The following is a 22,105-nucleotide window of genomic DNA, read 5'->3' as shown; positions in this document are numbered from 1 at the left end:
TAAGCCCATGTGAGAGCGTAGCGGGACATTGCTAGACTCCTAATATAGTTTAATAGTGAAACGCAATAGCGCCGGTGGTAGTGTGACTTAGGTTACGAGAAGTCCATGTGAGAGCGTAGCGGAACATTGCTAGACTGCTATTCAAAGAAACCCGTAGCTCTCGCTACGGGTTTTTTGCTTTCTGTATGTTGAAAATAAAGGGGTGTTGAATAGTAATTACCCCGATGGGTCTGTGGTTGATATGAGGGCTGTCCAAGTGATAATACTTATTACTAGCTTTTATAAAAGTCCGATTCATAACTATCGTCTATCTGGTTTATTTAAACTGGTAGTTAGTACTACCGTTTATTATTTGTATGTATGTAATTTTGGAGTTGTACTCGTAAATGAGAAAGTTGTTATCTTCCCCTGTAAAAATGGCACTAAGTGATGCCGAAAATGCTTCCTATCAAAATGCCTTAAAGCATGTGACTGAGTTAAGTTTGAACCTTATTGCTGTCAAAGTGGAAAATAGACCAGAGGATTATCTTAGTTGGTGTACCGAGTTGATTGATGTTTGTCGTAACCGCATAAACATGAGTTTGCTTGAAGATCATCAACTGCCTATTCTTAAAAAGCTAGAGCAAGTATTGGTCCTAGGTGCAAGTGTTAGCCAGTTCAAAATGGCCCGAATCGCACCTTGGCCAATATTCACCGCTTTTATCGAACAGCAAGCGAGTTTACATGCACTGGAAGAACGGTTAGCACTGCTAGATTATATTGAATTAATAAAGAGTAAACCTCTAGCTGAGATGACTGAGTTAGAGCGTCTTGCCTTTGCTGGCAAGCATACTAATCAGCATTGTCACACACAATATAATTTTGATGTTGAATGGTTTGCTTCAACCAAAGGCGCTAAAGTGTTTCATACTTTATTAGCGCAGCAGCCTGAAAGCTTTGATCGCGCCTTAAGTCATATCCCTAAGTCTGGTGATGTTACGCCTAAGCAGTATCAGAAATTTGTCAGTGCCTACAAAAAGATATTTACCGGTTACACAGTACTAAAAGAAGCAGGTGAAAAACCGCCATTAGCTCCTGCCACTCGTTTATTAGCGATGAAGCGTCCTGATCAATTTATTGCCTTAACGAATGCAAAAATTGATGTGCTTTGCCAAGGGCTATCTATAGCCAAGTTTAATGCTTTTGATTTTGATAGTTATTGGCGAGACATGATTGGTACGCTGAGAACTTTTGCTTGGTGGCATCAAGTAGAGCCTGAAGACGAACGAGAACGAAAAATTTGGCAAGCACGCGCTATTTTAGTCGACTTATTTATGTTTGCAGATGAAGACTTTGCCTTTAGCTCTAATTATTTGCGAATTCGTGACAAAAAACTAAATAGCGCTGAAAGTAGTTTCAAATCACCTCGTCGAGGTCGTGTGAAATTAACCCCTGAAGAAGTTGTTGACCAAGCACTCGCTATAGAGGGTATACCTGAGTATATTCAAGCAAAACGTGACACAATTTTAAGAGAAGTTAAAACAGGTAAGAATGTAGAACATGTTATTGGCTTGATGAGAGCCATCTTTGGCTAGATAGCCATTTAATAGCGGGATAAAGCAGTTTTATCTCGCTAAGTTAATTCTAATTAATTACTTACTTCACTCATTTGAATTAACTTAAGCTAGTTACTTCCCTTTGGGTGATTTAAGTAAAGCTCATTTTGCTCAGTTCAAATATAATAAATTCAATTAAAACCTGATCTATTCAAGTTAACCTGTAACTACAAAGTAGTCCGCAATCAATCTCCGTTATCAATTGCAAGTTATCTATAGCAATATCCTCATAGATTAACTAAGTAACCTGACCTCTGGATAAGCAGCACTTGCTCAATATTCCCCTTTATCTGATTATCAGCGTTAAAACGTCGATAAATAACCCGTTATTGATAAACGTTTTACCTTGATAATCAAATAAATTGAAACATTGATAGCGTATGTCGCGACTAATCTTGTGAATTTAATTCTTAATAATCGTAAGTTGTTGTTTTTACTGAAACATCAAGCACTCATTATCCAGAGTTCAGGTTAAGTAGCTAGCTGCTCTTTTATTGGTGTTTTATGTCTGTCGAGATGACTCGTTTTTCTAAACAAATACAGCACATATCCACCGGCAAATAAATGTCCTAACATTAACGCTGGATAAAGTGAGTATTCACCATCATTGAAACCAAACCATGCTAAAGGAATAAGTAATATTAATCGGTGAACTATGCCCAGGACAGTGGCATTGATTGCTTTATCCTTGGCATTCAATGTTGATTGATAAACAATGACACAGCCTGCACCAATATAGCCCCAAGGCAACCAAGTAAGATAATGTTTTAAGTGTATGGTTACGCTATCGTGAGGACACAATGAGTTTGCCCAAAAATCAATGGTATAGCTTAAAGCTATGGCTATAACAAACTGCGCAATGAGTACAATGGCAAACATATAACGGTATGCTTGTTTCACTCTTTCATGATGGCCTGTCCAGTAATTAAAACCAATTATTGCCGGCATAGACGTGGTTAATGCCATAGGGATTAACAAAATTATAGCTTCAAGTTTGAAGATTAAAGCAAATGCGGCGACATAGGTGTGACTATAACTAGCGGCAATTAACGTTAATATCGCTAAACTTAGTGGTGTAATAAGCTGTTGGCCAATAACTAAAATACTGGTTAGCTTAGGTTGCTGACATTGAGTTTTAAATTCACTAAATGAAGGCCAACTAAGTTTTACTTTTTTCTGCAATATATAAGCAGATATAAGGGTAAAGGTAATATCACTGATCGCGTGAATGAGTGAAATAGCGACTAAGCTGTCGTAATACCATGGGCTTTGTGGCAGTAAAAGTAATAATGCTAAGCTGCCCTTCAGTACTAGCCAAGCAACCATAATGTTACTGGCAAGTTGGGTGAAGTTTAATGCGCGCAATATGCCATTAATTTGCCAAACAGCGCCTAAAAATATCCAAGAAAAATAACGATTATTGATATAACTCGATTGCTCTAGCGCTAATTTCGGTGCCTTTACCACGTCTTCTGACGTAAGCCAGTTATTGTTTCCTAATAAATTCAGTGTTTGTTCGGAAAAAATTAATGCCAGTATTGTTATTGTTAGCAGCATTAGTGCTGAGATTATTAGCGACTGGCTTATGTTACTACTGAGACTTTCTTTCTCAAGGCAAGCCGATTTTACTACCCTATTGTTACAACGAATACTTGTACCAACGGCAAGTGCTGTCATCGCTGCAGTGATGGGAACGGTAAAACCAAAGGCCGTTAAAGTTGCGGTACTGCCTAAAGCAATTAAACCCGATTCCAAAAGCTCATACATTAATAACAATAAAATGGCCATAAACATCGGTTGGCTATTACGCCATATTGTCGCTGATATTTTTCCTTCAAGTAAGCTCGTGTGATCTTTGACTGTCATCTATAAATTCTACTAATTTGTTGTTATGGAACCATATAACAAGAGCAGCAATATATTAATTAACTTTCAATATTCAATGTAACAATTGTTGTCATAAGCTAAGTTCGTTACTTGGTTAGTGAAGTAACCAATTTATAATTCAATACGATTAATCTTTGCCGCAGCAAAAAAAGGAGTCATTCCATAAACAAAACTCTTATTATTAGAGCAAGTTGTCAAACAGCTATGACTACGAAAGCCGGCACTAAAGTGCGTGTAAAGTGCTATTATGCCGTATATCCCACTTATTAGATTATCAATGTAATGTTAATTTTACCTGCTAAGATAGCTTGCAGTTGACCCTAGATCAAATGACTCATTCTGACGATGACAATGCCCTGTTTGAATCAATAGCCAACGACATTGTTGAAAAGGGCTACAGTATCAGCCCTTGCGCTTTACCCGACGAATTATCGAACTTGTTATTACAATATATTACCGAACTGCCAGATGAAAATTTTAAACGTGCAGGTATTGGTCGAGCCAAAGAACATAGTATTAACGAACTTATTCGCACCGATGAAATTAGCTGGATAACCAGTAACAGTGAAGCAGGCTGTGCTTGGATAAAGTGGTCACAGTCACTACAAGCCTATTTAAATAGACGCTTGTTTCTTGGTTTATTCTCTTTCGAAAGCCATTTCTCCCATTATGCTAATGGCGACTTTTACAAAAAGCACAAGGACGCTTTTATAGGTGAAGGCAATCGCGTGCTATCTGTGGTGGTGTACCTTAATCAAGATTGGACTGCAGCAGATGGTGGCGAGTTAGTGATTTATGATGACAAATCGGCAGATTCTTCAATCGTTGATAACAGTATTATTACCGTAACACCTAATTTTGGCACTATAGTGGTGTTTTTAAGTGAAGAGTTTCCTCATGAAGTATTACCCGCTAGGCGAGATAGATACTCTATTGCGGGTTGGTTTCGCTTAAACAACAGTATTGCCAATAATATTGACCCACCAAGTTAAGGGACAGTAACGATTATTTTAACTAAGCTATCCTTCTAGCTTTCACTAGTCAGTTGGTATTTTCTGAATTACCAACTGACTAGTGGAGTAGGGTAAGTCTATAGGGTTCATTTAGTGCGCTTTAATTGAGGATCCCACTTCAACAAAAAAGCTGAAGCTTACGATAAATGAATTGAAGCGCTAGAGACTTGTTAATTATATCAAGAGTGCTACATGCGCTCTTTTTATTTACTTAATATAGTTTGACTGTATTTGGATTTATAAATCCATAAGTTTTTCGTAGTCACAATGGTAGTAGAGTGCAATAATTACTCACAAATCAACCAGGTACTAAGGGCTTCTTTATGTGCATTTTATTTATTGCTATCGAGCAACACCCTAAGTATCCGTTGATTATTTGTGCAAATAGAGATGAGTTTCATCAGCGTCCAACTCAAGCCATGCATATTTGGCAACAATCCAAGATACTGGCCGGAAAAGATCTCCAAGCAGGGGGAACTTGGTTAGGCTTATCGTCAAAGGGAAAATTTGCTGCCTTAACTAATTTTAGAAAATTTCCTTTAAGCGAAGACGCTAAAAAATCTAGGGGTGATCTTGTTTTGCAGGCATTATCCAGCACTGAAAACAACTTGTCTGATCAACTCGCTCAACAAGCAAGTCAGTATCATGGCTTTAATCTCATCCATGGTTCATTAAACCAGTTGTATTGTTATGACAGCGTAAATAACCAATGCCATCAACTTTCCAAAGGCGTACACAGTATTTGTAATGGTGCACTCGATGATATCTGGCCGAAAATGGCAAGGGGAGAAAAGCTGTTAAGAGATACTATTCATTTACACGAAAACCTCTCAATTGATGCATTGTTTGATTTAATGACCAATGATAAACAAGCGTTGCCAAATTTACTTCCTGAAACAGGGCTTACTGAAGAGTGGGAGCAGTTACTCAGTGCTATTTTTATAGTATCCCCAACATATGGCACACGAACAACCTCTATTATTACGCAAGACATTGAAGGGAATGTTGCAGTATATGACCGAAGTTATGCACCTTCAGGTCAATGTGTAGCTAAGCAACAATTTCGGTTGTAGCAAGGTAACGCCATCGGAATTACCGTTAAGTAACCACTTTTGTGGCTTCCAGTTTATTTCTAAAATTTAACCCGTAGGATAAAACTCAACAAACGAAGACATTATTAATTTTTCTGATAGAAATATTCAGGATTTAAAGTGAGTCTGCGTAATTTAGATTTTTATGTATATACCCGTTACCAATCAAAGTGCAGGATTTCAGTGGGAATTAAAATGGCTTTAGGCAAGAAAAATAATGAATGAAAAACAGTTACCGCTAATGACTTCTTGGTGCGCTTTATAGTCATTTAGTCTGAACAAGACCATAATTAGGATGTTCAGATTATGTGCCTATTTCATACGAATATTGCGCCAATATGGAAAATGAAACAGTGATGTGATGAATAATGTTGATGACTCGGAGGTATTACCCTTTCGCTCCAATGTCATAAGAATAATGTTTTATTTTTCAGATTCGATAGATGTATTTTTACTCTCAAAGTCAATAATCACACGTTTTCGAATTTCTCCCCAACGGTATCCTCCGATAGCACCATCTCCACGTATTACACGATGACAAGGGATGACAAGTGCTACGTTGTTGCCAGCACAGGCATTTGCAACTGCTCTGAAAGCTTTAGGTGCTCCAATAGCTTGAGCGATTTCACCGTAAGACATAACTTTTCCATAAGGTATACTACGGAGAAAATCCCATACTTTTTTTTGAAATGCAGTTCCTCTTACATCTAGCGGTATATTTAAATTAATTGATGTTCCATCTATATATAAGTTAAGTAACGTTAACCAATGACTCAACTGCTCTTCATTTTTTGAGGACATCAGTACTATTTCCGCACATGGATATTCTGACACTAGTTTAGCTAATAACTGATGCTCGAACTCTCCAAATTGCAAAAATGATAGCCCTTTATTTGTAGCGGCAATTAAAACAAGACCTAAGTTAGTGATACCAACTGCATATGAAATCTGAACACCATCACCACCTTCTCGGTATTTTTTTGGCGTCATGCCTAAATGACTATTCATTCGACCGTAAATGACGGAAGTAGACTCAATACCCGATTCAAAGATAGCATCTGTAACACTACCGGAAGTTCTCAGATTTACCTTTAATGTATTCAACTGAACTTGATCGATATAACTCTTTGGTGTGACATCAAGATATTTTTTAAATAACCTATGTAATTGAAATTGAGTCAGCCCAACAGAACTTGCTAATTTCAGCGCGGTTAAGGGCCCTTCAGTATGGTCTTCGATATTACGGCAAACATGTAAAAGCTTTATTAATCCGGTGTTCTGATTTGCATTTCGTTCAGGTTTGCAGCATTTACAGGCTTGATATCCATCATTGTAAGCCGATGAAGTGTCCTCAAAATAAATAACATTTTCTCTTAGCGGAGCTTTAGTACTACATGACGGATTACAAAATATTTTTGTGGTTTTAACACCGTAATAAAATTGAAAGTCGAATGCTGAATCTTGTTCAACTATCGCTTTCCAGTAAACGCCATTAGACATATTGATAACCGTTAATTTTGTTGAATACTGATATTGTATGTTTGAAAATCATTCTATTTCTATCTGATAATTGCGCCTAACTAATATTAGTACGCATTATTCAAAGCGATTGATAGTTATTTTCGATCAAGCCTTAAAGCATAACATCCATACGCCGTAAACCTGGCCATGATAAATTTAACCTCGCTATGTGCTAAAAACTCACTAATAGTTAGCTCTGCGTTTATAGGAGAGACTACACGCGCGTCATAGATACCTTCTTCATTATCGTATGCCCTCAAAACTAAGTTATCTCCAAAATAATCATTTTCAGAATTACTGGCTAAAAGAATTTTATCATAAATAATTGCTTCATCAGATTGATTTGCAAGTACATAAACTGCACCGTATTCTTTGAAAGGACCAGGCTTAGAAAAAGGGCAGTAACTTGCAAGAATTAGCTCTTAACCTGCAGCAGCTCTCCTCAATACATCCCGGCAAGGCTCTCCACCCTCGGCAATTAAATGTACTATGGGCTGATTTTGGTCATCAATGCCAGACTCTCTTACTTTTATGAGAAAATCTTTACGTATTGGGGTTATTTGGTATTTCATAATGTCTTCTGGTAATGTTATAAGTTTTAACAAGGTTAAGCTTTGATGATTTTTGTTACTATCGGATTATTGCGGTGAGTATTTTTTAAATATGAAAACCTTCATGCCGCGCATAGTTACCCAACATTGTGTATTCAACTATCTGATTAAGTCTAAAGCTGTTTTGGGAAGGGTAGGCTCTTAAAATTAAGACCTGGTGTTATCTATGGAAAGAGAGTCCTCATTTTATCTCATATATTTATGTCTGCTTATCATTCGAGAGTGAGCCTAATGTTGAATGATTTCAGCTAATAAATTTGGTCGGCTTCGTGGTAACAGTGAGCCTTAGTTGTTAACCAATGGATAGTTACAAATAGTTCTGCGCTAATGAACATCCTTATCCCAAAACCATTTTAACGCTTCAGGTAAAATGGCACCGCCGTGGCTATCGTCATGTTTGCCATCGGTCCAAACCGCCTTATATTGGTATCTAGGACCGGATAATTCTTTTTCATTGGCATTACGATTAACATAAGCAAGCGCTGACACCATTTGTTGGTTAGCTAAAAACCAATTACCCCATTCGTTATCAAGGTCGGCATTTCCATCTTGAAAAAACACTTTCATTGGTCGTATTGCTTCCCGGCGAATTAGCGCAGGATAATCTTGACCACCCAACTTACTATTTTTACCATAGGCTCTAAATCCAATAGAAACATAACTACCAATGGCGCTATAAACGTTTCTAAAAGCTTCTGGTCGATGCCAAGCCACAGTAAAAGCGGCTATAGCACCACTACTGGTTCCACCAATAAGACGTTTTTCTGGATCACTCGTTAAATTATAGCTTTTAGCTACTTCGGGTAATATTTCGTCAACCACTAAACGTGCATATCGATCATCCATAACATCATATTCTTGAGCACGGTTATCTGGATTTCTCCAAATTATATCTTCAGGAAAGTGTGATGAACGATTACCAGGGGTAATAAAAATGCCAATGGTTATAGGTATTTCTTTTTTAGCAATCAGGTTAGTCATCACTCGAGGCACACTTAATGAACCTTTTATCGCGCGATGCCCGTCTTGAAAAACTAGTACATTCGCTGGTGATGCAGCGTTATATTGAGCGGGAACAAATATCCAATAATGCCGCGATGTGCCAGGAAAAGCTTTACTGTGAAATTCAAAAGGTCCTTTTAAGCGCCCTTCGGGAGAACTTTCTTGTTTATGATGATAAGCGGTTTTTTCAACATTTTTACGGATAGTAATTTCATGTGACAAACACTGAAAAGATAAAACACCGACAATAAAATAAAACGCAACCTTCATACATTATTCCTGAATATTTATAAATATGGTGACATAATCAATGAGTTAGTTTAAAAATCAACCGTGTAAAATAACTTGGGAAGGGAATTAAACCATTTCCCAAATTTTAATTGATAATAATCATCTTAAAATAGACTATCGTCAATCCTGTTAGACATTAACAGGTTTAAACATAGAAAAATTAAGTTAGACTGCATTACCTAACCAAAAGCTAACGTCAAAAAGTGCGAAAAGCGGAATGGTTGCAAGTGAGATTAAACTTCCGCAAGTGGTTCGATAGCAGTCATTTCAGTTTGGCTAAACGTCACAACGATTTATGACGCCTTCTTAAAATACTTAAAGTAAACTAACCAGCCAAACATAAACATAAGCACAGTCACGATAGGAGCCATTAAAATTAATTCTGTGCGCAGTGCCTCTGGTAAAATATGACTATTGCCGCCAAAAAATATAGTAGTGGCGATAAACAGTGCAAAATACATCCGCCACAGATGGCGAATTAATCGCTTAGTCCCAACAAGTACTTTAGCGATGAGCAGTTGATAATCCCAGTAGGCTAGCACAGCCGAAAAAACAACAAAGATAAGATAGCTAGGATATGGAGGTTCTGTCGGCGGGTAATGCCAATTTAAGCTCCACCCCAACGTAGTGAGAATCAAAGTGGCAATACCAATAGTACTAATTACATAAAAGCCAACTTTGTCGAACAGGGTAACATTAGAACCTTTACGCGCCATAGCGTACCAGCCTGTTAACAATAAATATAAAGAGAATATTGCCAGAAAAAAGGTAAATTGCAGCGAGCGCGTAAACGTTAAATATATCCCGCTAAAGCAAAGTGCTAACATAGTGTAAAAGAAGGTTTTACCGACAAATTTGTGTAGCGATTTACCTTTAGGGAGCAGCATGGCAGAAAATCCGCCGACAATGGCTAAGCTTCCGACGACTAAGTGTAATTGGGCGATAACAGGAAGCTCAGTCATTATTTTTCTGCCAACATCGCTAATGGATATTGTGATTTTTGCTTAGATCTCTCTGTAAAAAAGATGTATTCAACGATGATCAAGTTGATCGTTATGCCCACGAGTCGACCATAATCATGTTGGAATTGGCTTATTACCGCAAAGGTGTTTTCCAATTGACCAAACAACAAGAACAAAATCGCTTCAACAAATAATAGTGTAATCACAGCAAGCGTTATTGCGACTGCCCTTATCATCCACTTACGATGTACATCAAAATTACGGTTAATAATATGCCACAGTGCCAATGAAAATGCGGTACACATGGCAATACTCAGAATGACCAGTGACACATAACGCATGCCGAACGAATCAGGTGACAAGACATGATGCATCCAAACGCCTGATACCGCCATAACATAACCTGATAGCAGCGCAATACGCCCACCTGTTTTATGCCAATTTGATTTTTTGTTCCTTAAAGCGGGTGAAAATTGAAATGGCATGGTTAAAAAAAATAAAATACCTGCTCCCCCATGAACAAAGATCGCTGCCGGCGTTTCAAAATATAAAACATTAACCACGGAAGAAAAACTTTCACCAACATCAGCTCCCAAAGCAACCACTGCCAGTATAAAAAAAGCAGGTATACCGGGAATTCCAGTCATAAAAAGTAAGAAGCCAACTACTGGCCAATTAAAAGATTTATTTTTCATTTTTATATTATTTTTTATCATTATTGAATCAGACATTTTGTTTATGCTCTTACCAACTAGCTAAGGATATGTGAATTATGTAGAATCCCTTTAGCAATGTCGTCCGAGCATGTTGACTCGAACCCTCTATATTCCTTATCCTGTAGGTTCAGACATTTATTAAACGCGAGGAACCCCGTGATTCCTCGTTCATACGTTAATCGAGATTTTATTGTGATAGATAATCCAATGTTGCTTGCACTCAATATTTCCACCTTAGTAGTCATAATTTTTAGTGCAAACTTACTTATTTTGCGCTCTTTTGATCGACAAACTTACTTACCACTAGCCATCTGTTTAGTCGCCATTGGTGTGCTAATGTGTCAGCCAACTTTAGCGGTTTTTTCCCCATCGTTACAACCAACATTTATGATCCTTTCGCTGCCGGCACTTTTACTTATTAGCCCATGTTTCTGGTTTTATGTTCAGGGACTCACTGCAGAAACACCATGGCGTTTTAGTCGAAAATCTTTACGCCATTTAATTCCCGCAGGTGTAGGCACCTTTATTGCGCTGTTGTCGATAATCATACCTGCCGACATTATCAGGGCCTTATTAGTTGATGGAAATGATGTAATTCTTTCCAGCACGCCCTTGCTACTGCGCTATTTACTCTACGCAATGCTTATTACCACTTTAATCTTAATACTTGGCTGGGTAATACAATCAGGATTTTACTTTTATAAAATTATTCAAAGGCTTAATCGCTATCGTCGACACTTAAAAGACTTATTTGCCAGTACCGAGTCGAGAGAAATAAAATGGCTAAGCTGGTTACTATTTGTTGTCGGGACGGTCTGGGTGACTATGGCCGTCTATATTGTGCTAGATAACCTCTTTTACTCAATCCAAACCGATCCTATTTTGACGAATACAGTGATATTAGTGATGCTCTGGAGTATCGCTATTTGGGGACTTAGACAAAAACCTGGCTTTGAAGAGCTATATGAAAGCAAAGATGATATCAAAGCAGTTCTCGTTCAAGACGATAACCTGCAGCGTAAATATCAACGCTCAGCATTAGATCAGCAACAATCCGCACTCATAGCAACAAAAATAGAAAAATCGATGGCTGAAGGTGAACTCTATTTAGATGCCTCACTGTCTTTGCAAAAGCTGGCCAAACATATTTTCACCTCACCGAATTACATTTCACAAACATTAAATGAAACACTGGGAATGAATTTCTTCGACTATGTAAATAAATACCGTGTAGATGCCGCTAAACGCATGTTAAAACAGAGTAATAATACCGTATTAGATATTGCTATGAGTGTCGGATTTAACGCAAAATCGTCATTCTATACCGCGTTTAAAAAAGAAACAGGGCAAACCCCAAGCCAATATCGAAAACACTTAAAGTTAAATAAGATACAGGCTACATCATTTGAAGACGCTTGATAGTTGTTTCCAGTCGTTAAATTAACAACAATCTACTAATCTACTAATCTGCTAGAAGGTGAAACTAAAACACTTTATTTTTCGGCACTAAGTTTAACCAACCACATAATTACAACAGTCAGTCTTTACTTATGGGGTTTTATTACTCTCCTTTAGTAAGTGAGAAAAGTGATGAGTAATTTAGAAAATCATCAGAGAACCCCCCCCCTAAGCCACTGAATTAAAATTGAAAATTAATAGTGTGAGGTATTTAAAGAGTATAGAGTTTTCATGTTTTTATGAGTTAGTATCAATCATAGGCTAAGCAGTTTATGATTTGTTCTAGTTATCCTCGAAAGCAATGCGGTAAACATTAAATGTTATGTGGTAATTATTCGTAAATTAATAGCACTAACCTGAACCAATTAAGTATGGTCTGAATCAGGAGTAAAAGACCATAATGTGGTAACAGTGAGCCTTAGAACGTAATCAAAGGGCCAACTAAAAACAGGTCTCCGCTAAGGACTTATTGGTGCGCATTGCTGACTCTAGAGCTTACTTCACTAACGGCAGCTCCAAGACTTAAAGCGGTCGTTAGCATCAACGATTACCTTATGACTTCTGATCGCTAATAGCCGACATTTCAAAGGCTAACTCCTGCCACAAAGCGGAAATGATCATTTCAGGGGGGATCTTTGATTCGAATTAGATTTTGTAAAGTTAGCAATGCCATAATTTACGATTTTAAAGTTTTTTTGATTTTCAAACAAAGCCTAATATTGCCGTTTTTCACGGCACAATTATATTGGCTGCTATTGCGTATTTTTGCAAATATTGTAGATTTTCTTGTCTGTACACTTAGAAAACGATTTGTAATGTGCAAACAACTATAAATATATAAGCTCTCTGTGGAACATGAGTGAAATACAGACAACATTCTTATCTTGATAGTAGCTACGAAAGCCATATCGACTACTGTACAGGCCCCTCTACCTGCATATAATCTACTTATCTACTTGCATGTTATTCGGGAATGCTTTTTTTCATTTCTTCAAATTACTATTTACGAATGTAAACACATCCCGTTCATATTGTTTAAGCGCTTCTTCATCTGCCCCTTTATATGCAGTAAATGCAATAACGTCACCTCTACGTACGGTAACTTTCTTGAGTGGCCCATCGAATAATAAATGACCAGCGTTTTCATAAAAAATAAATTTAATTGGTCGCTCTTTTTTCTGGAGTGATTTCACCCAATGTTCTATCGATACAGGAGATGATGGGTAGGTTCTTGTCCATACATAATCCGTTTCGGATTTGCCAGCCCAAGTATCCATTTTACCAAAGGGGACGATAGTCGGAATATTAAAATCTCCAAGGGTATATCCAGACCCAGCAGGAGCTTCAGAGATAATACCTCTAATATTGTTGTTTTCTAGTTTGGAGCCACCGTACAAAACTACACGACCACCATTTGAACCTCCGTACAGAAAAATATTTCGATTATCCCAACTTTCATTTTTAGCAGCATACTCAACTGCTCCTTTGAAAACACCCCAAATCATATTTTGTTTGCCTACGTTGGCAACCTTCCGAGTGACGAATTTCCAATCATCAAACCCATTCATCTCATATGAATCAAACGATATGGTGGCAAATCCGTTTCGGCGGAACATCTCAACTCGAGCACGATCATCCTCACGATACCCTGCGCCTCCATGAGCGTATACCATGATGGGCGCGTTTTTCACTCCGCTAGGAATCCAAATTTCAACAGATGAATGTTTTGGGTCAAACTCTGCAAACGGCCCAACAGTGGTAAAGAAACCTCTCGAACCTACCTGTTTAACTTCCGCAGCACTAAGTGCAGTGTTGAACGCAAAGCTGAAGGACATAAGTAAAATAAGCACTAATATTTTAAAATTTAACAATCTGATTACTCTTTGATTAAGTCACATTAACATGTCATATTTTCATAGCATTATACATAATACAATGTAATTTTTAACAGGTTACTAATACGTCTCAGTAATATGGTTCAACAGGACTATCTAACTTTCAGTCATTTAGGAATACTGTTTTTTTAGACATTTTCATTCGTTCCCATAATAAATTTTCATCAGTTAATGCAATGAAGGATTTCTGGTAATAATAAGCTCGCAGGTTTAAGTAGGGTTACATATAGGATATTTTCGAACTAGGTTAGGGGGGAGGGGCGAAGCACAGTTAATCTGCCTCCTTATTTGAAGGATCATATTTTTCTGAATTACAAACTTTTTAGTGAAGTCGGGTTAATGTATCTCCTAATACTCACTCTCCTTTGGAATGTAGTGGATTATTTAATTAGGCCCTTTAGTTAAACACATTATCAATTAAAAAGTACAAAGCTGTGGTCAATATTAGTTAGCCACAACGCATATATCTCGCGGCATGACATGTGATTTTTAGATGGAGTTGAATGCAGTCAAACTTACTGGTAAGTTACTAAAAATATTATAAAAAGTATTGTGTGCGACCAATTTAAGCAGAAATTGTCAACGTTTTAATTCGAGATGCGCACTAATACACTGTTGAATATAGGAGTCTCACAGATGATCGAAGCTAGTTGTCATTGTGGTAATGTTAAAATAAGTATTCCCAACTCTACAGAAACTGTTAATAGCTGTAATTGTTCTGTTTGTAGTCGTTATGGTGCTTTATGGGCATATTTCGACCCAAAAGCTATAAGTATTAACTGCAATACCGATGAAATCGGTTCCTATAGCTGGGGCGACAAAACGATAGAGTTTCATCATTGTAAAAACTGCGGCTGTATTACTCACTATACGCCTACAGAGCGTGGCAATATGGATAGAATGGCAGTTAACTTCCGCTTGGTTCCATCTGATATAGTTAACTCTGTTAAGGTCAGGTATTTCGACGGCGCTGATACATGGAAGTTTATTGGAGAATAAATGCCTAACAAGCTGTTAAAAAAGGAAAAAGAACAGTTGTTTTTTGCTCCATCGTCGCTTATTTTAATCAACTGATATTTGCCCATTATTGTGGGCGTTAGCCTCAAGCATGTTTTTGGTTACTTTGTGAGATATAAATATGGATAATTATTTTTGGTTTTCAGTTTTGATTGCGATGAATTCATTGTTAATTTTGATACTAGCAATGAATGTGTCTAGGCTTAGAATTAAGTATAAAATTTCCTTAGGAGATGGAGGAAATAAAAGATTAATGGCTGCAATTCGTACTCACTGTAATGGAGTAGAGCAACTACCAATTTTTGCAATGGTCATATTAGTTCTTACTTTATTGGGTGCATCAACAAGTATACTGTCTATATTGGTAATTGGCTTTACATTAGCGAGGCTCTGCCATGCGTATGGCATGCTCTATCGAATATTTATAGCAAGAAGACTTGGGGCAGGATTTACTTATATATTTCAAATGATTGCTGCTTTGACAGTTTGCGTACATTTGTTAACCTAACAATGGTTTTCAAGACGGACAAATTATAGTTGGCTTTTTGTTCGTGCCTCACTTATTTTAGCCAACTGCAATTCGCCGCTTAAAGCGGCGTTAGCATTGCAGAGCATGTTTTCACGGCTGCTCATAAAGAACTTAAAAGGAATATGTTAAATATGGGTACGAGTGATAAAAAAGCAAAGTTACCTTTTAATGTCAGGTTACTAATAGGCGTTTTCGCTATTCCTTCACTGTATTTGGCATACATGATTGGTGTAATGGCTGTAAATGGAGATTACCAAAAAATTGATTATATCGAATGGGTCTATTCATTCATTGGATTCGTTGCGGTTTATGTTGCAGTAACAGGTAAACGGCTTTTTTAGTATTTGTAATTTATATATTGGTCAAGTGCAAAGCTAACAAGCCCCTTATTGAGGCGTTGGTATTTAATAAAGTATGGAGAAGCTAATATGAGTAAAGCTATGCGAGCATCTGATACACCCATTGTGTGATGGTTCAGATAATGGTACTGACTTTACTCCTGTAATATTTAAAGCATTAGAATCAAAAAAAGTATTCTTTTGCGGTTGTAAGCAAACTTCATCTCAGCCCTTATGTGACGGAATCCATACAAAAACATAAGCCAATCAAGAACGGACGCCTAACAATTGGTTGCGCTCGTTCCTCGCAAATTTATCCAAAAATCAACTTCACATAACCGGAGAAGAGCCCAAAATCTAATCCGGATGCACTATTTAATAATATGGGCTAATGTCTCCTTTGTGGCTTGAGTTCAACCGATGGATAGTTAAAAATAGTTCACCGCTAATGACTTCTTGGTGCGCACAGAAGACATAAAGCCTCCCCGATTACGAACGTCAACTTTCTGATCATAAAGCTGACATAAAATACATACTTTTATGGCGGAATGGGGCACTTTGCGATACAGATTTTATGGCAAGTCTGTGCGCATTGGAGACCGTTATGTAAACCGAATTTAATTCAAATACTAATGAGTAGAAAAATTATTATGGCTGACAAAATAACACGGCGGCGGTCAATAAAATTAGTGTCATGGACTTTCATCGACCATTGTCTACTCTGTTTATACCCGTAATCATTTACTTAATTCATTTGTTTTTATGCAACAACACTGGTAAAAGGTTGAAATATTGATAATTTGCAGGTTGGGTGATTATGGATACACCACTACAAGTGTTATAAAATTGGAACATCGCTGTTAAGTAAGAAAAATTTCGATATCTTTCTGTAAAGGAGACCAGATTTATACTACCTTTAAAGAGAAAGGTTTAATATCGGCAATAGATAATTTATTTGCGATACTCTAGTAGATAATATATGTGTAATTTTTAATAAATAAAAAAGAGTTACAGCAATAATAATGAATATATTACATATTTCAGATATGCATTTTGGTTCCCGTCACTGGCAGGGAAATAGCGCAACATTATTAAAGAAATTAAATTCTTATGCGGCTGATCTGGTGATCAATACCGGAGATAATACTACCGACGCTCTGGAGGTTGAATTTAAGGCGGCAGGAGCATTTTTAAAGTCAATAAAATGCAGCCATGTTATCTCAATTCCGGGCAATCATGATAAACGAAATATGAAGTCTCAAGATTTCTTTCGCCAATATATAGATAACAGTGATGTGATTTATCCATTAGAACCCATAAACTGCACTAAAAACAAACTATTTCTAGATCAGTATACTACGGGCATTAAAGAGAATTTTACCGATATTAACTTTATTAAAAATATTGTTATTAATGGTGAAACGTTATTGGTCGTCTGTCTTGATACCAGTGAGGTCTATAAAGACAATGGTTTTATTGATAAAGAAATTCTACGGTCAATGTCTCATAAAATAGAGCAGTTAAACTATGATAAAATTATACTACTCAATCATCATTCTATTTTAGATACCGATGAAGATCCTCTATTTAACTCAAGACGTGTCGTTGAATTTGTAAGAAAACATAAAATTTCTCATGTTTTTTGTGGTCATACTCATAGATTATCATTAATGAAATCAACTGACTTATATAATGATCATTCCTTTATTCAATATAAAAACGGCTCTCTGTCATCTTGTAACGCTATAAATGATACCAACATGTTTATGTTTTATGAAAATTTAGGCGAAAAGGATATGAAAATTCATCTAATCAGAATATTCCTTCAAGGGGATGAGTTAACTTTTAAAGACGAAATTATTACCAATATTCATGGTTAATCTTCATCAAAAAGCACCTTGATTTATTTGATTCAATATGAATAACATGGTTGTTCTCTATTATTTCTTTAATAATAGGGCTTGTTAATTAGTCAATAAACCCTCGTTATAAAACTATCATCAGGAAATGTTTTAGTATGGGTAAAGCGCTGAATGTCGGTTTGGAAGTTCGAATTGTTATTAGTATGTGTGTAGGTTATGCCATGCGGATGCTTTGTCGAACCGTTGTCGGTGTGGCTGGTCCAGCGATGTTAATTGATCCAAACTTACAACTCGATACCGCTAGTTTTGATGCTATCTTAGGCTGGAGGACCGCAGGTAACCTCACCGGTTAGCTTACCAATGGTGTATTGGCGGATAAGTTAGGCGGTAGTAAAGTTTTGATTTTTGCTATCGGCGCTGCTGCAGTAACAACTTTTGTTTTTGGTAGCTTATCCAGCAATACTGCCTTTTTTGCCCTCTATTTTCTTACCGTTTTTGCTAAATCGGCAGGCTGGCCATTAATGGCTAATATTATTCGAGTTTGGTTTAGTCCATCTAAGCATGGACGAGTATGGGTTTTCATCGCCACCAGCTATCCTTGAAGATAGTTGACATAAAAGTGGAGTTTATTCCTCTAATGATTTAGACCCCTTTGTGGTAGAAGTGATCATAAACCGACTACCCCAAGCCGTTTGATTTTTGGCACTAATCCTAACCTAGTGCCAATGTTCCCTTAGTGGTAAAAGTTGACTCCCAGATACCATTAGATAATCTGTAGTTCAGAAAGGGTTTTTCAAAAATCACTCGTGACACATAATATGGTTCAACAGGACTATCTAACTTTCAGTCATTTAGGAATATTGTTTTTTTAGACATTTTCATTCGTCCCCATAATAAATTTTCATCAGTTAATGCATTGAAGGATTTTTGGTAATAATAAGCTCGCAGGTTTAAGTAGGGTTACATATAAGATATTTTCGAACTAGGTTGGGTTAGTGGATTAGTTAATTTGGCCCTTAGCTAAAGACATTATCAATTAAAAAATACAAAGCTGTGGTCAATATTAGTTAGCCACAACATTTAACCAATGAATAGTGAAAAATAGTTCACTACTAATGACTTCTTGGTGCGCATTATAGTCCTTTTCCATGCACCAAATGATGGTATTACCCCATCAGTACAGGTAAAGCACTGAAGTCTTATCAAGAAAATAAAATTGGGTGACAGCATAATTATATTTTCAAAACGATATCCGTAAATAGCAATTTGCAAAAAAAAATTGCAAATAGCAATTTAATATCATAATACAGATAAACACCACACCACATCCAATTAAATTACAGTTAAAACAATGCATTATGCTTTTGTTCTGATTGGCATGTCATTTGCTTTTTACAGGGTAGTGTAAAAAGTATTTTGAGAAGAGCATCTATGGATTCATACAAACAACCATCTAGTACCCATGGTTTATACATAGTTACCATTTTTTGTACTTTCGCTGGTGTGACTATGGCGTTAGTACCTCACTCCATAGTCCCCATAGTCCCCATTGCTTTTGGCTTAATACCATTCGCTATGCTACTCGTCGTGTACTTTCCCGTGCCAATTGGTTTACTCTTTATTATTTTTTCATTTTTTCGACTCCACGAAGCAATCCCTATTTTATATCCACTGCACATTCCTTTGATGTTATCCGTCGCGACTATTTCTACACTTGGCTGGCACATACTGATCAGTAAAAAGATAATTCCCTATTGTCGCCCTGAATTAATTATATTTTTAGTCTTTGTTGTACTTGTTTTTCTAGGTGTTTTTTTTGCTAGTAATCGACCTCTTGCGATTGGTTATTTCCAATCGACGTATATCAAAATTGCTATCATGACACCACTATTGGCTTGGATTCTTTGCGAAGTTAAACACTTTAAATTAACTTTATTAATGGTTATTTGGGCAGGGTTGATCATTGGTTTTATCACCTTATTTAATAAAATAAATGCGATTGGTTTAGTCGAAGGGACACGTGCAACGATTGGAAGAGAAATAGGCTCTGTATTAGGCGATCCTAATGATTTATCACTAGCACTTCTGCTGCCGTTTTCTTTCGCTATCTCACTTGTTGTGACTAAAGGCATGGAGCTTAGATTTCGCTTATTAGGACTTTTGGCAACAATAACGTTATTTAGTGCCATTATTGCTACACAAAGTCGTGGCGGACTGCTGGGAATTCTAGCGGTTGTCGGTATCGTGGGTTATCGCCGAGTAAAGTCGAAAACATTATTTTTCAGCGTGAGTGGTATTTGTGCTTTTGCGCTCTTTATCTTTGCAGGGATCAGCGGAAGACAATCAGGTGGTGCGGCTGAAGCTGGTATAGATGAGTCAGCAATGGGAAGAATCCACGCCTGGGAAGCCGCTTTTGGTATGGCGGTTGATAATCCGATCACCGGTGTTGGCCTAGATAATTTTTATTCTAATTACTTTTTCTATAGCACCTATTGGGATGGGAAGAACCATGCGGTACATAGTACTTGGTTTGGTGTTTTAGGAGAGACTGGATTTATAGGTTTGGGGGTATTTTTAACCATGGTGATCATTACCTTTAAAACCTCACACAACACCTTAAAAACAGTAAATTTTAGCGAAAAAAAATATCCTGCTATTGTCCGTGCAATAAGTGAAGGTAACTTTGCCGGTCTGTTGGCCTTTTGTGTATCAGGTACCTTCCTGACTCAAGGGTTTACATGGCCATTTTATATTTTACTTGCCTTAACAGCTTCAGTGGCACAATTCGTAAAAAATAAGGAAGCAAGCAATGACTGCTTTAACTATGAAAAAATCAGCTAGGATTCATTCACTCGACGGCCTCAGGGCTGTTTCTATTTTACTTGTATGTATAGGGCACTTAGCGGGTACTGTTAATTTTCCTGAATTTTTGTTGCCTCTACATAATCTTGGTAATTTTGGCGTTAAAATATTCTTTGTTATTTCTGGTTTTTTGATTACTTTATTACTATTACAAGAAAAAAACCGTACCGGCAGTATTAATTTAAAACAATTCTATATTCGCCGAACCCTACGTTTATTTCCTGCTTTTTACTTTTATATTTTGTGCATTGCATTGGCTGATATGTTAGGTTTTATCACCTTGTTATCAGGTGATTTATTACATGCTGCAAGCTATACCATGAATTATCATGGAGAAAGGTCGTGGTGGTTAAATCATACTTGGTCACTTGCAGTCGAAGAGCAATTTTATTTAATTTGGCCTAGCTTGATCTGTCTTGTTGGCATGTTACGCGCCAAAAAAATCGCTATCGCGGCGATCTTAATTATCCCTGTGGTTCGATTCATTATGTGGTATGTATTTGACGTATCACCATCAGGAATGACTAGACAATTTGAAGCTATCGCAGATGCTTTAGCAACCGGCTGTCTATTGGCATATTTATACCAAGGCGGATTTAGACTACCTGAATGGTGTAGCTCATGGCTTTTTATTCTCGTACCCATCTCAATGATCGTTTTACCTAGTGCATTATATAAAATTGATAATGGTTTATTTTATACTATTGGACAAAGCTACATTAATTTAACTGCAGCGATTATGGTACTTCGTTACATGTCTGTTTGTGAAGGGATCTCGTTTAAAGTACTCAATTCAAAGCCAGCTATTTGGTTAGGTGGGATGAGTTATTCACTTTACCTATGGCAGGAACCATTTCTCAATTCTTGGGTGATTGACTGGTATGCTAGTTGGCCAACCAATTTGATATTAACGTTACTTTTTGCTTGTTTTTCCTTTTATGTCATTGAAAAACCGTTAATGCAACGTAAAAATCGCTTTTGTGCTACAGCTAAACTAAAATCGAAAAGCATTTTAGTTAGCGAAAAATTATAGTTATAGTGGAGCACTCTCGAATACCAAAAAGCACTATACTAAAAAAAATCCAAACTTATGTTTATTGGATTAATTTTAATGGGTAGTTTCATCCTATGAGATGCAATGAACGAAATCTTGAGTAATTCATTAGAAATAGGCTCTTCTCCGGTTATGTGAGGTTGATTTTTGGATAAAAGATAGAATGCGTTGCTGGAACTGATGTTTGCCTTATTTTTAATTTGAAGTATTCGGTATCCCTTACTCCTCTGGCTCGCCTCCTAATCATCCCAATAGAAACATTTCCTGCCTCAATACGGGCACTGGTCAACTTATATTTGGCATAGTTACAAATGCCTACCTTGTGCATTCTTAGTCCGACTGCAAAATTATGTAAGGCCAATATATTAGTTGATTCTGCTAGACGGCACCAAGCTTCAAGT

General features: G+C 37.0%; 21 protein-coding genes. 12 read left to right on the top strand and 9 right to left on the bottom strand.

The window, feature by feature from the left end; translation table 11 throughout:
- Positions 1 to 386: 386 nt before the first annotated feature.
- Positions 387 to 1,574, top strand: coding sequence for a hypothetical protein (locus tag F580_RS0122875; RefSeq protein WP_019030091.1), 1,188 nt, complete (start codon positions 387 to 389; stop codon positions 1,572 to 1,574).
- Positions 1,575 to 2,066: 492 nt separating this feature from the next.
- Here the strand turns inward: F580_RS0122875 and F580_RS0122870 are convergent, their stop codons facing one another.
- On the bottom strand, positions 2,067 to 3,461 hold the full coding sequence (locus F580_RS0122870; protein WP_019030090.1) for an MATE family efflux transporter: 1,395 nt from the start codon (positions 3,459 to 3,461) through the stop codon (positions 2,067 to 2,069).
- 350 nt (positions 3,462 to 3,811) lie between these two features.
- Here F580_RS0122870 and F580_RS0122865 point away from each other — a divergent pair, with 350 nt between their 5' ends.
- Together F580_RS0122865 and F580_RS0122860 are read left to right on the top strand one after the other, a co-directional pair.
- Positions 3,812 to 4,474, top strand: a complete 663-nt coding sequence (locus tag F580_RS0122865) for a 2OG-Fe(II) oxygenase (RefSeq protein ID WP_019030089.1) — start codon at positions 3,812 to 3,814, stop codon at positions 4,472 to 4,474.
- A 344-nt stretch (positions 4,475 to 4,818) separates the two neighbouring features.
- Complete coding sequence (locus F580_RS0122860) at positions 4,819 to 5,568, top strand: NRDE family protein (RefSeq protein ID WP_019030088.1); 750 nt, start codon at positions 4,819 to 4,821, stop codon at positions 5,566 to 5,568.
- 441 nt (positions 5,569 to 6,009) lie between these two features.
- Here F580_RS0122860 and F580_RS0122855 read toward each other — a convergent pair whose 3' ends face one another.
- The 6 genes from F580_RS0122855 to F580_RS0122835 all read right to left on the bottom strand — a co-directional run bounded on the left by F580_RS0122855 (position 6,010) and on the right by F580_RS0122835 (position 10,704).
- Complete coding sequence (locus tag F580_RS0122855; RefSeq protein ID WP_019030087.1) at positions 6,010 to 7,086, bottom strand: bifunctional transcriptional activator/DNA repair enzyme AdaA; 1,077 nt, start codon at positions 7,084 to 7,086, stop codon at positions 6,010 to 6,012.
- A gap of 116 nt (positions 7,087 to 7,202) precedes the next feature.
- Positions 7,203 to 7,523: a DUF1203 domain-containing protein gene (locus F580_RS27365; protein ID WP_211215648.1), complete on the bottom strand. Its 321-nt coding sequence runs from the start codon at positions 7,521 to 7,523 to the stop codon at positions 7,203 to 7,205.
- A gap of 6 nt (positions 7,524 to 7,529) precedes the next feature.
- A complete protein-coding gene (locus F580_RS26760; protein WP_211215647.1) occupies positions 7,530 to 7,679 on the bottom strand; it encodes a hypothetical protein in 150 nt (49 codons plus the stop codon).
- A 363-nt stretch (positions 7,680 to 8,042) separates the two neighbouring features.
- Positions 8,043 to 8,990: an alpha/beta hydrolase gene (locus F580_RS0122845; RefSeq protein WP_019030085.1), complete on the bottom strand. Its 948-nt coding sequence runs from the start codon at positions 8,988 to 8,990 to the stop codon at positions 8,043 to 8,045.
- A gap of 314 nt (positions 8,991 to 9,304) precedes the next feature.
- Positions 9,305 to 9,973, bottom strand: a complete 669-nt coding sequence (locus F580_RS0122840; RefSeq protein WP_019030084.1) for a hypothetical protein — start codon at positions 9,971 to 9,973, stop codon at positions 9,305 to 9,307.
- The gene (locus F580_RS0122835) at positions 9,973 to 10,704 is read right to left on the bottom strand and encodes a DUF2306 domain-containing protein (protein ID WP_019030083.1); all 732 of its coding nucleotides are present in this window, start codon (positions 10,702 to 10,704) and stop codon (positions 9,973 to 9,975) included. The genes F580_RS0122840 and F580_RS0122835 overlap by 1 nt, the downstream gene beginning before the upstream one ends.
- A gap of 141 nt (positions 10,705 to 10,845) precedes the next feature.
- Between F580_RS0122835 and F580_RS25770 the strand changes: the two genes are divergently transcribed.
- Positions 10,846 to 12,108, top strand: a complete 1,263-nt coding sequence (locus F580_RS25770) for a helix-turn-helix domain-containing protein (protein ID WP_169338336.1) — start codon at positions 10,846 to 10,848, stop codon at positions 12,106 to 12,108.
- 1,022 nt (positions 12,109 to 13,130) lie between these two features.
- On the opposite strand, the gene F580_RS0122825 is transcribed toward F580_RS25770, so the two are convergent.
- The gene (locus tag F580_RS0122825) at positions 13,131 to 14,018 is read right to left on the bottom strand and encodes an alpha/beta hydrolase family protein (RefSeq protein WP_019030081.1); all 888 of its coding nucleotides are present in this window, start codon (positions 14,016 to 14,018) and stop codon (positions 13,131 to 13,133) included.
- Positions 14,019 to 14,678: 660 nt separating this feature from the next.
- Between F580_RS0122825 and F580_RS0122820 the strand changes: the two genes are divergently transcribed.
- The 8 genes from F580_RS0122820 to F580_RS0122780 all read left to right on the top strand — a co-directional run bounded on the left by F580_RS0122820 (position 14,679) and on the right by F580_RS0122780 (position 21,683).
- Entirely contained in the window at positions 14,679 to 15,041 is a 363-nt protein-coding gene (locus F580_RS0122820; protein WP_019030080.1) for a GFA family protein, read from the top strand.
- A 139-nt stretch (positions 15,042 to 15,180) separates the two neighbouring features.
- On the top strand, positions 15,181 to 15,567 hold the full coding sequence (locus F580_RS25200; protein WP_019030079.1) for an MAPEG family protein: 387 nt from the start codon (positions 15,181 to 15,183) through the stop codon (positions 15,565 to 15,567).
- Between the two features lie 152 nt (positions 15,568 to 15,719).
- A complete protein-coding gene (locus tag F580_RS0122810; RefSeq protein WP_019030078.1) occupies positions 15,720 to 15,929 on the top strand; it encodes a hypothetical protein in 210 nt (69 codons plus the stop codon).
- 1,019 nt (positions 15,930 to 16,948) lie between these two features.
- Positions 16,949 to 17,806 (top strand): metallophosphoesterase family protein, encoded by an 858-nt coding sequence (locus tag F580_RS0122800; protein WP_019030076.1) that lies wholly within the window; start codon positions 16,949 to 16,951, stop codon positions 17,804 to 17,806.
- 137 nt (positions 17,807 to 17,943) lie between these two features.
- Positions 17,944 to 18,141, top strand: coding sequence for a hypothetical protein (locus tag F580_RS0122795; protein WP_019030075.1), 198 nt, complete (start codon positions 17,944 to 17,946; stop codon positions 18,139 to 18,141).
- A gap of 15 nt (positions 18,142 to 18,156) precedes the next feature.
- A complete protein-coding gene (locus F580_RS0122790) occupies positions 18,157 to 18,390 on the top strand; it encodes an MFS transporter (protein ID WP_019030074.1) in 234 nt (77 codons plus the stop codon).
- Positions 18,391 to 19,219: 829 nt separating this feature from the next.
- Entirely contained in the window at positions 19,220 to 20,629 is a 1,410-nt protein-coding gene (locus F580_RS0122785) for an O-antigen ligase family protein (protein ID WP_019030073.1), read from the top strand.
- Positions 20,598 to 21,683 (top strand): acyltransferase family protein, encoded by a 1,086-nt coding sequence (locus F580_RS0122780; protein ID WP_019030072.1) that lies wholly within the window; start codon positions 20,598 to 20,600, stop codon positions 21,681 to 21,683. Before F580_RS0122785 ends, F580_RS0122780 begins: the two co-directional genes overlap by 32 nt.
- Positions 21,684 to 21,834: 151 nt before the next feature.
- On the opposite strand, the gene F580_RS0122775 is transcribed toward F580_RS0122780, so the two are convergent.
- Positions 21,835 to 22,105: transposase (locus tag F580_RS0122775; protein WP_019026269.1), on the bottom strand; the 271-nt coding region annotated here is incomplete at its 5' end.

It is taken from the genome of Colwellia piezophila ATCC BAA-637 (genome assembly GCF_000378625.1).
Lineage (GTDB): Bacteria > Pseudomonadota > Gammaproteobacteria > Enterobacterales > Alteromonadaceae > Colwellia > Colwellia piezophila.
Note: the sequence above shows the minus strand (reverse complement) of the source record. Positions and strands in the feature narration are given on the sequence as shown.

What these genes read in the sequence shown, in the direction of transcription:
- F580_RS26760 (WP_211215647.1), bottom strand. Translation starts at nt 7,679, where the DNA reads ATGAAATACCAAATAACCCCAATACGTAAAGATTTTCTCATAAAAGTA.
- F580_RS0122875 (WP_019030091.1), top strand. Translation starts at nt 387, where the DNA reads ATGAGAAAGTTGTTATCTTCCCCTGTAAAAATGGCACTAAGTGATGCC.
- F580_RS0122855 (WP_019030087.1), bottom strand. Translation starts at nt 7,086, where the DNA reads ATGTCTAATGGCGTTTACTGGAAAGCGATAGTTGAACAAGATTCAGCA.
- F580_RS0122845 (WP_019030085.1), bottom strand. Translation starts at nt 8,990, where the DNA reads ATGAAGGTTGCGTTTTATTTTATTGTCGGTGTTTTATCTTTTCAGTGT.
- F580_RS0122795 (WP_019030075.1), top strand. Translation starts at nt 17,944, where the DNA reads ATGGGTAAAGCGCTGAATGTCGGTTTGGAAGTTCGAATTGTTATTAGT.
- F580_RS0122870 (WP_019030090.1), bottom strand. Translation starts at nt 3,461, where the DNA reads ATGACAGTCAAAGATCACACGAGCTTACTTGAAGGAAAAATATCAGCG.
- F580_RS0122835 (WP_019030083.1), bottom strand. Translation starts at nt 10,704, where the DNA reads ATGTCTGATTCAATAATGATAAAAAATAATATAAAAATGAAAAATAAA.
- F580_RS0122840 (WP_019030084.1), bottom strand. Translation starts at nt 9,973, where the DNA reads ATGACTGAGCTTCCTGTTATCGCCCAATTACACTTAGTCGTCGGAAGC.
- F580_RS0122810 (WP_019030078.1), top strand. Translation starts at nt 15,720, where the DNA reads ATGGGTACGAGTGATAAAAAAGCAAAGTTACCTTTTAATGTCAGGTTA.
- F580_RS0122865 (WP_019030089.1), top strand. Translation starts at nt 3,812, where the DNA reads ATGACTCATTCTGACGATGACAATGCCCTGTTTGAATCAATAGCCAAC.
- F580_RS0122800 (WP_019030076.1), top strand. Translation starts at nt 16,949, where the DNA reads ATGAATATATTACATATTTCAGATATGCATTTTGGTTCCCGTCACTGG.
- F580_RS25200 (WP_019030079.1), top strand. Translation starts at nt 15,181, where the DNA reads ATGGATAATTATTTTTGGTTTTCAGTTTTGATTGCGATGAATTCATTG.
- F580_RS0122860 (WP_019030088.1), top strand. Translation starts at nt 4,819, where the DNA reads ATGTGCATTTTATTTATTGCTATCGAGCAACACCCTAAGTATCCGTTG.
- F580_RS0122785 (WP_019030073.1), top strand. Translation starts at nt 19,220, where the DNA reads ATGGATTCATACAAACAACCATCTAGTACCCATGGTTTATACATAGTT.
- F580_RS0122780 (WP_019030072.1), top strand. Translation starts at nt 20,598, where the DNA reads ATGACTGCTTTAACTATGAAAAAATCAGCTAGGATTCATTCACTCGAC.
- F580_RS0122820 (WP_019030080.1), top strand. Translation starts at nt 14,679, where the DNA reads ATGATCGAAGCTAGTTGTCATTGTGGTAATGTTAAAATAAGTATTCCC.